At 60.1% G+C, this 12,115-nt stretch carries 5 protein-coding genes and 2 tRNA genes; 6 read left to right on the top strand and 1 reads right to left on the bottom strand.

The window, feature by feature from the left end; translation table 11 throughout:
• Nucleotides 1-17: 17 nt before the first annotated feature.
• A tRNA-Gln gene (locus tag HEP89_RS00035) sits at nucleotides 18-92 on the bottom strand.
• 360 nt (nucleotides 93-452) lie between these two features.
• Here HEP89_RS00035 and HEP89_RS00030 point away from each other — a divergent pair.
• The 6 genes from HEP89_RS00030 (at nucleotide 453) to HEP89_RS00005 (ending at nucleotide 11,621) form a co-directional block, all read left to right on the top strand.
• Nucleotides 453-529 (top strand) — tRNA-Pro (locus HEP89_RS00030).
• Between the two features lie 701 nt (nucleotides 530-1,230).
• Nucleotides 1,231-1,779, top strand: coding sequence for an invasion associated locus B family protein (locus tag HEP89_RS00025; protein ID WP_168691044.1), 549 nt, complete (start codon nucleotides 1,231-1,233; stop codon nucleotides 1,777-1,779).
• 4 nt (nucleotides 1,780-1,783) lie between these two features.
• Complete coding sequence (locus HEP89_RS00020) at nucleotides 1,784-3,523, top strand: ShlB/FhaC/HecB family hemolysin secretion/activation protein (RefSeq protein WP_168691043.1); 1,740 nt, start codon at nucleotides 1,784-1,786, stop codon at nucleotides 3,521-3,523.
• A gap of 12 nt (nucleotides 3,524-3,535) precedes the next feature.
• The gene (locus HEP89_RS00015; RefSeq protein ID WP_077290433.1) at nucleotides 3,536-10,726 is read left to right on the top strand and encodes a hemagglutinin repeat-containing protein; all 7,191 of its coding nucleotides are present in this window, start codon (nucleotides 3,536-3,538) and stop codon (nucleotides 10,724-10,726) included.
• Between the two features lie 11 nt (nucleotides 10,727-10,737).
• On the top strand, nucleotides 10,738-11,184 hold the full coding sequence (locus tag HEP89_RS00010; RefSeq protein WP_077290432.1) for a hypothetical protein: 447 nt from the start codon (nucleotides 10,738-10,740) through the stop codon (nucleotides 11,182-11,184).
• An 86-nt stretch (nucleotides 11,185-11,270) separates the two neighbouring features.
• Nucleotides 11,271-11,621, top strand: coding sequence for a hypothetical protein (locus tag HEP89_RS00005; protein ID WP_077290431.1), 351 nt, complete (start codon nucleotides 11,271-11,273; stop codon nucleotides 11,619-11,621).
• Nucleotides 11,622-12,115 lie beyond the last annotated feature (494 nt).

Raw genomic sequence — 12,115 nt, 5'->3', positions numbered from 1 at the left:
TTTAAGGGAAGAAAGACTGGCTGGGGTGGAAGGATTCGAACCTTCGCATGGCGGTACCAAAAACCGCTGCCTTACCGCTTGGCTACACCCCAAGGCCGTGGGGACGCTGTATAGCGAGCCTCGATCCTTTGCGCAAGTCTCCACAAGAGCAAACTTTGACGGGAAAGGACCGGTTTTCCCCAGGTGCGTTGCAAAGCCATCGCCGGGACGATTGGAGGCCGTTTCAATCCGCTACAAGTTGGCGGAACGGCAAGCCGGACTTGGCGTGTCTGCTGGAAAGCGGCGTAATTCGCCCTTGCCTTGCCGAGGTTGTTCACAGTTTCAAAAAAGTGACATTCGGCAATGCAAATCGCTTGCGGGATCAGACCAGCTTTGCTAAATGACCCTCCACGCAGCGAGGGATTGCCCAGCTGTTCCCGATGAGCCTAGCTTTCTAAGCTCATATTCTGTGTCGGAGTGTAGCGCAGCCTGGTAGCGCACCTCGTTCGGGACGAGGGGGTCGGAGGTTCGAATCCTCTCACTCCGACCATTTTCTTCCTTCCAATTTGAACGCCTCGCGATCTGCAACGCATGCGGACCTGTTTTCGCCCGCAGCGATTGGTACGCCTGCGTCGACGTTTTCTCCCCTAGGCCACAGTCTCGGCTAACCGAATTGGCACTTGCGATGCCCGTTGCCTTCCTTGCTTTAGCTGTGCGTTTCAGACCTGTTTTTGCAACCTGCTGCCGTTTTGGGTCGTCTCTCGAGACCGGCCTTTACATTCGTCCCCGATAAAAAGCGTGGTTTGATCAGGCTGCGCGCCACTTGCTTGCCGGACTGGAAGATACTAGCAAGTGCTCGTTTTGATTGAGAGTTTTGCGAAATAAAACTGAAATTAAATCGATTGCTAAACAAAAATCCTCAACCATATGAGGCAATTTTCCCGCAAAAATTGCTTGCAACCTGTGGCTTAAACCCTTAGGGCAGCATTAACAAAAAAGACAATGCGGGAAAAGACAATGCGCAACAGTTTCGCTGTTTTTTGAACAACTTGCCGGTTCTGAATTTGAAGATCCGGCGACGATAGCTGCCTTTTTACGATCCTGATCATTGGCCTGCCGGCTCTCCCGGCAGAACGCCTCTGCACGCCCTGCGTGCTGTCCGTCAAAAAACAGATACTCCAGGCACAGACAATGTTTTTCCAATTTTTCGTACCGTCGAATTTCGTCTCAGGTCGTCGCAATGCGAGGTCCTTGAGACCTGAACCGCGCCGAGAGTTCTGGAAACCGGTGCTGGTGGCAGCAGGTCTGCTGGCTGTGTGCACGCAAGCCTCCGCCCAATCGGAACAGCCGGACCAGAAGACCCTCACTGAACGGTTCAAGGCTTGGACGGTGACGTGCGTGGAGGCCGAAACACGCACCTGCCGGATGACGCAGGAGCTGGTGCAGCAAAAGACCGGGCAGCGTCTGTCCGCCTTGTTGGTCGAGGAACGGGCCGGGGAGGGGCCGGTGCTGACGGTTCTGGCGCCCTTTGGCCTGGCCTTCTCGCAAGGGCTCACACTTGCGGTGGATGACGTTGAGTTGCCGAAGGCGCAGTTCCTGACCTGCCTTCCCTCAGGCTGCGTGGTGCCGGTGCCGCTGGATGAAACGGCCCTTGAAAAACTCCGGACGGGCAATCGGCTCACCGCAGTCGGTGTCACCGCCACCAACGACAAGCAGGTCCGCATCGAGTTTTCGCTGCAGGGCTCCGCTGCCGCATTGGCCCGGTTGAAGGACCTTTCCGCGGGCAAGACGACCGACTGACACCATGCGAGCACTTGCACGTTTCCTGGCTCCGCTTGCAGGGGCACTGCTGTTTGCACTGCCCGGGGCGGCTCAAACGCCTGCGGGGATCGAGGACGTGCTACGCCAGCAGCAGCAGATCATCGAGCGCGAGGAACAGCAGCGCCGGTTGGAGCGTGACCGTTTTCTGGGCGGAACGACGGAACCATCCCAGCGTTCGCCGGATCTGCTGCCGCAGGCAACCGGCGGCGAGGGACCATGTGTTGACGTCGACAGGATCCGGTTCGAAGGCGCAAAGCGCGTTCCGGCAAACCAACTGGAGTTGCTGGTCGGCAACCGTCAGGGCGCCTGCCTGACGCTGACCGACATCCAGAACGTGCTCAGAACGGCGACCAATTATTACGTCGAGAAGGGCTTCGTCACCTCGCGCGCCTATCTGGTGCCGCAGGATCTCGGTTCCGGAGAATTGCGTGTCCTCATCGTCGAGGGCTCGGTGTCCGAGGTTCGCCTTCAGGAAAACGGCAAGGCACGGCGAGGGGCAAGGCAGCTTTTCGGCGAGCGATCCGGCCGGATCATGAATATCCGCGATTTCGAGCAGGGGCTGGAGCAGATCAACCGGCTGGGATCGAAGGAAGCCGTCATCCGCATCGAGCCGGGCGCGGGCGTTGGCCAGAGCATCGTCACCATCGAGGTGAAAGATGCCTACGCGGTGCAACTGTCCGCATCGCTGGACAATGGCGGAGCCACAAGCACCGGCCGTCATCAGTGGAACGGCATCGCCGGCTTTGAGGACGTGCTCGGTTTGAACGAGCTGTTGACGATCTCTGCCCGCAGTTCGCTCGACAGGCTGGACGAGCGTATCTACTCGCGCTCGATCAACGCCTATCTGTCCGTGCCCTGGCGGTATTGGGCCGTCAACATCAGCGGGTCCTATCTGGACTATCTGTCCCGCCTGGAAAGCCCCTCGGGCGACTATTCCTATGATGGCACCAGCTGGGAAGGCCGCGTGGAGTTGGACCGGGTGCTGCACCGGAACGGACGCTTTGTCTGGCGTGCCGGCGGCGCGTTCTCGCTGAAGGAAGCCAACAACTTCATCGAAGAGATCTTCATCGATGCCTCTAGCCAGCGGTTGGCCGTTCTGGAAGCCTCCACGAAGATCAGCGGCCGGATTGCCGGTGGGTTCGGACAGGCCAGTATCGCCTTCAAGCAGGGGCTGGAGGGCTTTGCCGCCCAGAAGGACAGTCGCCAGCTGGATGGCACGCCGGCGGCCCAGTTCAGCCAGGTGACGCTGTCGGGGTTCTACCAGCGGGTCTGGCAGAACCCGGTCGGCCAGCTTTCCTTTCAGGCCAGCACCTATGGCGCTTTTTCGCCCGACACGCTGTTTGCCTCCGAAAGGGTAACCATCGGCGGGCCGTTGTCCGTTCGCGGGTTCCGCGATGTCAGCCTGTCGGGTGATGCCGGTGGCTACAGCCAGCTTGAGCTTGGCTTCACGCCCGCATTCGCCAGCAAAGCTCCGGACAACCTGAAACGGCTATTCGGTCTGCCGCAGGTGTTTGCCGGTCTGGATGCCGGCAGTGTTCTGGAAGATGCCGACGATCCGCTGGAAGGCGGAGAGCTGATGGGCGGTGCGATCGGCCTGCGGCTGAGCGGCGGCATCGTGACCGGCGAAGTGGCTTATGAGCGGGCTCTGGCCCATCCGACATTTCTGGATCCGGCGGAAAACGGCTTTTTGCGTTTCCGGCTGGGCATTTCTCAAACGTTTTAGGCGGATCGGCTTATGATCAAGTCCGTTTTAAATGGTTTCTTCTGTACCGTCTTCCTGGTCCAGACCTCCCTGCCAGCCTTTGCCGGCGGGCTGACACCGGATGGCGCTGCTGCGCCCGGCAACCGGCCGGAGATCATCGCGGCGCCAAACGGAGTGCCGGTCCAAAACATCGTCACCCCAAATGCGCAAGGCCTGTCCCATAACAAGTTCACCGATTTCAATGTCGGCAAGAACGGCCTGATCCTCAACAATTCCAAGGGTGTCGGCCAAAGCAACCTGGGCGGCTACATTGTTGGCAACCCCAACCTTCAAGGCTCCGGCCCGGCAACGGTGATCCTGAACGAAGTCACCTCGTCCAACCGGTCTCTGTTGCAGGGCGCGACGGAGCTGCACGGCGGGCAGGCGAACTATATCCTCGCCAACCCCAACGGCATCACCTGTAACGGCTGCGGCTTCATCAACATTCCGCGGGCAACGCTGACGACCGGCGTGCCGCAGGTCGATGCGGGAACGCTGAAGGGCTTCTCTGTCGACCGCGGCACCGTCACCATCGGTGCGGATGGCGTCGCGGCGGAAAGCGTCGATTATTTCGACATCGTCTCGCGCGCGGTCGAAATCAACGGCAAGATCCACGCCGGCGAGAACCTCGGCGTCTTTGCCGGTCGAAACGACTACGACTATGCCAACCGCTCGGTTGCGGCCAAGGCCGGGTCGGCGGCGGACAAGCCGGAATTTGCCATCGATTCCTCCGCGCTTGGTGGCATGTATGCCGGCCGCATCAAGCTGATCGGCACGGAAAGCGGCGTCGGTGTGCGTGCTCCAGAAAGCGCGACGGCCGCCACCGGCGATTTTCAGATAACCGCCGATGGCAAGCTGGTGCTTGGCGGCACGGTGTCTGCCCGCAAGACCCTGCGTGCCCAGTCCGTCAACGGCTCGGTCGAAATTCAGCAAAATGCGTCCGTCTACGGCCAGGAAACGCTGATCCTGAAGGCCGGTGGAGATATCAAGATTGCCAAGGAGGCAACCCTTGGTGCCGGCAACCAGGTGGAATTGGAAGCAGCAGGCATCGATTTTGACGAGGCGCAGCTTCTGGCGGGCATGGCGCCCGGCGGCACGCTGGCAGCAGGGGTCGGCTCCATCAAGGTGGCAACGACGGGCCTGGCCGATTTTTCCGCCGCCAGCCACCTTCAGGCGGGCGAGGCCATCACCTTCAACGTCGGCGCGCTTCAGCAATCCGGAACCGTTGCCGCCGACACCTACACAGTGCAGGCATCAAACGACGTGGTTCTCGGCAGCGCGTCGATCGCCAGTGCAATCGATGTCGCCTCCAGCCTTGGCGACGTCACGGTCTCCTCCGGATCGGTGCTTTATTCCGGCGGAAACCTTGCCCTTTCTGCGGCCGGCCGTTTGACCGTGGCAACGGCGGGCGAAGTCAACGCGCGCGACCATGTCGCGCTGACCGCGCCGGTGATCGACATTTCCGGCGGAAAGGTTTTTGCCGGCGTCACCGGCGAAGGCGCCGCGATAACGGACGCCGGCACGTTGACGCTCACCGCATCCGGTTCGCTCAACGTGGCCGCCGGGTCCCGCCTCCAGTCCGGCGACCTGACACGGATCACCGCCGGCACCTGGAACCAGCTCGGCGCGCTGGAGGTCGGTTCGCTGGCGCTTGATCTTGGCGGGCTTTCCCTCAGCGGCTCCGGGGCGACGGTCGCGGCGCGGGATATCTCCGGCAGCATCACCGGCACGGCAACGCTTGCCGCTGCCGCCCCGGGGTTGACCGCCACCAACACGCTGGACCTCAGCGTCAACGATCTGACCGTTGCCGGGCTGCTGCGCGTGAACGGAACCGGTCAGCTGACCATCGGCGGCACGCTGTCGGTGACCGGCAAACTGGAAGCGACCGGCGGGCTGACGGTCAACGGTGGAACCACCAGCGTCGCCTCCGGCGCTTACATCGTTGCCAATGATGCTGCCCTGTTAGATGGGCTGGACAGCTTCACCAACCGGGGCGGCGTTCACGCCGGCAACGGCCTGACCATCCGCTCAGTCAACCTGGACAACCATGGCGGCGTTCTTGTTGCCGAAAACGGCCTGACGCTGGAAGGCCGCACGGCGGGCACCAAGGCGGCCAGCATCATCAACCGCAAGGGCGGGATCATCGAGGCACGGTCCGGAACGCTGACGATCCGGGCTGAAAGCCTGAAGAACATCACCGGTGCCACTTTCGACACCAAGACGACCGCATATGCCAATGAAGTCGTCGCCGGGGCCTATCCTCCCGACTGGCTGAAGGGCGGCTTCTCCAAATACTGGGCGGCCGGCGGCATCGGCGACTGGGACCAGTTCTGGGACACTGGCGGCGGGCCCGGCGGCTATGTGTTCGTGCCGCACCCGGAAAAGATCTCTGAGATCCTCAAGGCCAAAAATGCCACGGCAGCGGACTGGGACCAGAACTGGTGGAAGGAATACGCACCGACATCCATTCCCGAGTTCGATCCGGACAACGGCACCTATGACGACTGGCTGATGCTCGCCCCCGACGAGGACGGCGCAGCAGGTTCGGGCGATGTGGTGACCATCTACGTCACCGAAGACACCTTTGAACTGGTCGACCCGGTCGCGCGCATCGCGGCACAGAACGGCAACATGGTGCTGGATGTCGGTACGCTGGAAAACGAATACAGCGACATCGTCGCCTCCGGCGACATGCGCATCGACGGCACCAGCATCGTCAACGGCGGCAAGACCCTGACACGGGTCATCACCATCCACCAGAGCTGGTCGAGCTACGAAACCCGCACGCTGGGCTTTGCCCCCTCGCACAAGTTTCTGGACAACGGGGTGCAAAGCAAGACGCTGAGCGCCGAAACGATCGACGCCGTTCCCGCGACCATCCACGCCGGCGGATCGCTGATCGGCAACCTGACAGGCACGCTCACCAACAAAGCCGGCGAGCCTTCCACCCCGGAGGACCTGCAGAAGTCCACGCAGGACACGTCCATCGTTCAGCTCAACGCAAGCTCCCAGGCCCCGGCCTTCGACCCCGCGTCCTACAAGTTCAACGGCCAGCTTTTCAGCCGGGCTCCGGAAAGCAGCCCGTTCCTTTACGAAACCCGCTTCGCATTCGTCGACATCGGCGCATTCTTCGGATCCCAGTATTTCCTGGATACGGTCGGCATTCCCGACATCGACAAGCACATCCGCTCGCTCGGCGATGCCTATTTCGAAAGCCAGTATGTGGCAGAGCAAGTGCGCAGGGCGACGGGCCGTCGCTGGCTGTCCGCTGACCAGACCTCCGATGCCCTGCAGATGAAGACGCTGATCGACAACGCGGGCGCACAAGCCGAGGCGCTGGACCTGGCGTTCGGCGTGTCCTTGAGCGAGGAGCAGATCGCGCTCCTGACCAGCGACATCGTCTGGTACGAACGCGCGGTGGTGGATGGCGTCGAGGTGATCGCGCCCCGTCTCTACCTTGCCTTGACAACAGGCCTCAACAAGACCGGCGCGGTGATCGCCGGGCGCAACACGACGCTAGAGGCAGCGGCAATCAGGAACGTTCGCGGCACGATCAAGGCCGACGAAACCCTGGTCGCCAGCGCCGCCGGCACCCTGCTCAACAGGTCCGGCACGATCAGCGGCAGGGATGTGACCCTGTCCGGCGAGACTGTCTCGATCGAAACCGCAACCCGGGCGACCGGCAACGGCACCACGGCCATCGGCACCTGGGCCTATGAGCGCGGCACAGTGACGGCGGAAGACTCGCTGACCATCCGCAGCGATAACGACACCCGCATCACCGGGGCCGATCTTGCCAGCGGCGGCAGCCTGGAAATCGACGCCGGCCGGGACCTGGTGGTGACCGCCATCGAGCTCGACAGCCATTTCGAAGCCAGTGGCCAGGCAGGCAGCAACCGTTACGATGTGCGCGAAAGCCAGACCCGTGTGTCCGGTTCCACCATCCAGGCGGCAGAAGCGGCTGACCTCAAGGCAGGGCGCAACATCGCCGTGGAAGGCTCGCTGATTGCCAGCGACGGAACGGCCAGCCTGACAGCCGGTGAAAACGTCACCATCGGCACGGCGGAGGAAAGCCGGGAAGACCGGTCCGCGCGCAACAAAAGCGGCTTCCTGACCTCAAGTTCCAGGAAACGCGACAGCAGCAGCACCACGCAGGTGGGCTCCATGGTGACCGCGCTCGGCGATCTGGAGATCACGGCCGGTGCAGGGGATGTCGTGGTCAAGGGCTCTGCCGTATCCTCCGAAAGCGACGTTGCCATTTCGGCCGGGCGCGATGTGCGCCTGGAAGCTGCCCAGAACACCTCCGAAGACAGCCGGGTCGACAAGAAAAGCGGCTTCTTTGCCGAAACCGGCAACATGGGCGTGGTCGCCGGCTACAAGTCCGAACGGCATACCTCCGACACCAGCTCGTTGACCCAGGTCACCTCGGCGGTGTCCGGCCGGAACGTTTCCATTGATGCCGGGCGCGATGTGGTTTCCGAAGCTGCCTCCGTCGCCGCAGACGAAGACCTTGGCATAACCGCCGGGCGCGACATCGTCCTGGACAGCGTCCACGATCTTTATGCCCATTCGGAAAGCCACAAGATCGACACCTTCGCGCTGTCGGTCGGCGCCTTCGAAAACATTTCCGGACCGGTGAAGTCGCTGGCGGATGCCCCGCGCATGGCAGCCTCGGGCAAGGGCAATCTCGGCTATCAGGCGCTTTCCGCGGTCTCCGCCGGGCTGAAGGCGGTCGACGCGCTCAACCAGCTCAACGCCATCCGCCAGGGCGGCACCATTGCCGGGGTGCGCATCGGCATCGGCATCTCCCGCGAGGAAAGCAGCTCGTCGGAGGTTAGCGCCATCGCCCGCACCGCCACGCTGTCGGCGGGCAACGACATGTCCCTGGAGGCGGGACGCGACATCACCGCCAAGGGCGCCCGGATCGACGCCGGCAACGACATTGCCATGGCGGCGGGACGGGATGTCATCCTGGAATCGGCGCAAAACCATCTCGCCTATGAGGGCGAAAGCTCCAGCATGTCCGCGGGCATCGGGCTGACGCTTGGTGTCGGCGCCAGTGGCAAGAATGGAGCCCCCGGCGCCAGCCTCAGCCTGGGGCTGGATGTCTCCGGCCAGCAAAGTTCCTACAGCCAGTCGCAGACCTATCACACCAACACGGATGTGACGGCGGGCGGCAATGTGTCGGTCGCAACCGGCCGGGACCTTGCCCTGAAGGGCGCGCGGATCGAAGCCGACAGTGCCGATCTCGACATCGGCCGCAACCTCACCATCGAAAGCCGGCTGGACACGGCCGAAGGCTCCAACCAGAGCAGCGGCTACAGCGCCGGGGTTTCCGTTGGCATCGGGCTGGGGGCAGACGGTGCCGGGCCCACCTTCGGCGCCTCTGCCAGCGTCAACGGGGCCAAGGGCTCCAACAGCTCGGCCTGGGTGAACGCCCCCTCCGGCATCGTCACAGACAACGCGCTCAATGCCGATGTCGGCGAAACGACCTCCATCACCGGCGGGGTGATCGCCTCGCGCTCCGGCGACCTGACCCTTGAAACCGAGCGTCTGGAAACGGCGGATATCGACCTTCACCGCAAGGGCCGGCAGGTTTCCGGTTCGGTCGGCGTCAGCGTCGGCTCCAATCCGGAAGGCAAGTCCAAACCGGGCATCACGGTGGAAGGGGCCTATTCCAACTCCGAAACCGAGGGCGTTGCCCGCGCCACCATTGGCGAGGGCGAGATCATCGTGCGCGACGGCGACGGCGACGGCATCAAGGCCGCCGACCTGGAAGCCGAGGCCGACGCGGCAGAAGCCGAAGGCGACACGGCCCGCGCCGAAGCCCTGCGCACCGAAGCGGACCGGGAAGCGGCGGAAGATAAAACAACAACAGAAACCCAGCTTGCAAACATCAATCGCGATCCGGATGCCGTCGTGGTTGTCACATCCCGGAAAGAAGAAGGGTTCGAGCTCTATCTCTCCGACACATCTCTCGAGAAGGCTGTCGAAGGCATCGAAGTCACCGGAAAGGCACTCGGGGAAGCGTTCCGGGCGTTGGGAGAAGAACTGGCCGCATCTGGTGCGCTCACTCCGTCGGAACTGGACACGGCAAAAACCGTCGCCAAGGCAATTGACGAAGGCGACCTCGATCTTCGTGCGCTGGTAACCTGTTCCGGTCGCCGAGGCTTCAACCTCTGGGACCTCGTTGTCTCCTCGGCCCATGCTGCCACCGGCTGTGTGCTGTTCGATGAAAACGGCCGTGAAATTGCAGAACTGACACCGCGGGAACGCGAAGCTTGCGTCCAGATGCTCAGCCGCTTGCTGGAGGAATACGCACGCGATTATCTGGTTGGTGAGAGAGGCGACACCGAACTACCTGCTTCGATTACCAAAACCGCAGAAACGCTGCGCGAGATGGCCTCGGATGAAGTGTTGGTCGCAGGGGCGCAGTCTCTGGGCATGTCGGTTTCGTTGATCCGCGACGTGAGCATGCGGCTTGCGCTCGGCGAGGAGAAATACGCTGAGTACAAAGAGGCGCTTAAACCACTTGCAGACGCAGGGGAGCTTTCTTCAGAGGCTGTTGCCAGAACGGTTGAGCGTTTTGCAAAAGAGCAAGGCCTTTCCAATCAGGAAGTCAAAGACCTGAAATTGGTCGCCGCCGTCACAACGGCGGCGATTGTTACTGCTTTGGGGGCAAAACGCGTACTTATCAATGGAAACAGGGCGCCGTATACCGCAGACGTTGCGTTTGCGACCATTGATGAATTCAGAAAGCACAAAGGTGGACTGATTGAATTAGGAGATAGTATCCCTCTTAAGGGGGACAGAAAGGGAACTGTTGCGTTCGTTGATCTCGATGGGAAACCCGTGTTTGGCGTGAATTCGTCAGTGCTCGTTAGGGACACGGATAAAGAACTAGGTAGATCGTGGGCTGATACTCTAGGCGTAAAATATGGTCAGGGCACTGGGCAATATCTCACGCATGGAGAAGCGCATTCCCTGATGCGGGCGTATGAGAAATCCAGAGGAAGCATGCCTTCGACTGTCAACATGTTCGTTGATCGATATTCATGTAGTTTCTGCCGTGACCCAAAGGCACTACCAGATCTGGCTCAGAGGATGGGTATCGAAAATCTAAATCTGACCTTCAAAGACGGTAGTACTGCTGTAATTAATAGTGGTCGGTTTATTTCGAAGTAGGGAGTGTCTTGATGGATGTAAACGCCTCATTTCCTGGGATGCGTGGCCCAGAGTTGCCAACAAATGAGCAGATCGAGCCACTATTTTTGGAGAACTTTCCAGAGGCATGGACAGAAGATGCTGATGTCACCTGGTATTTGCAGGATAGCGAATGTTACCATCTGTCTATAGTTGCCAATCCACAATATGGGATCTGGTTATGGCATCGCCACAATAGACCAGACGGCAGTGAAGAGAATTATATTTCACTTGGAAATATTGAAAAACTAGACACGTACGTTGAAGCGGTGGAAGACTCGCTGACACTTGAGGGCTTTTTTTTGCCCCCTGAGCAGGCGTGGCTTGCGGTTCAGGACTTCATAAACTCGCCAGGGGTAAGGTCAGAGAGAATTAATTGGATGCACGAGGATCAAGTGCCTCGGGGAAAGTACTGGCTTGTGTCATCGGATTGTCTCTGAGTTAGAGAAATCTATCATACCAATGGAGATGATTTCTACTCCGACAACTGGCCAGGTGGGTCACATCCAGCCTTTGAGGTAAGTTGATGGAATTTGGGATCATTGATCAGGTATTAGCTGAAAACATCGATCTTCTTGACCGAGCTACATCGGGCATTCGCCAATGTCTGCCTGCCTACGAGAAAAGATGTGCTGAGCTGATACATGATATTGCGACACGTCATTCTTTTGCAGAATCAGAAGAGGACTTTGATAAGTTGCTGGAAATTCAAGGGCGCCTAGCAACTTTACTTTTCAAGTATCGTTTTGAAATCGGCGATAAGCTTGAGATTTTGACCAGAGAATTCGATCGTCTCTATGACCCTTACATCCGAGAGTATTGGTACAAAAAGTTCAAAGCAGGCGCAGCTTGGCCCGAACTACCCGCGACGACCTAAATCTTTTGTCCAGAAGTATGCACCTCCTCCGCGCCCAGATCCGAAACATTCTCGCGCTACTTCTCATCGCGCTTATGCCAGTTGCGGCGTTTTCTGCAGCCGGCGATTGGTCGCAGATCAGCTATCCGCTTGAGGCGCAAGAATTGAATGCCGAACTGGCCAACCTGATGAACGCCGCCCGTGCCCCACCGATCGCCAGTGCAAATGTGATGGCTACCGGCACTGCGTTCACGTGCTCTGATTGCTCTGATCCCCGAAAACTTCGATGCCTTCATCGCTTCCGCTCCTTCTCCCAGCCGAGATCCTAGCGCGGAAAACTCCAGTCAAAAACGATCCAGTTTTCGGGGATCAGAGCACATGGTCGAGCGGTAATCATCCCCGCAAACCATTGGGTTGAAAATTGGACTTCTCCGGCCTTTTATACGCTTGGAGAACGACATGAAGAAATCGAGATTTACGGAAAGCCAGATCCTGTCAATTTTGAAGCAGGGTGA

Source organism: Labrenzia sp. 5N, assembly GCF_012395805.1.
Classification (GTDB): domain Bacteria; phylum Pseudomonadota; class Alphaproteobacteria; order Rhizobiales; family Stappiaceae; genus Roseibium; species Roseibium algicola.
This window is presented reverse-complemented; position numbering and strand designations above follow the sequence as displayed.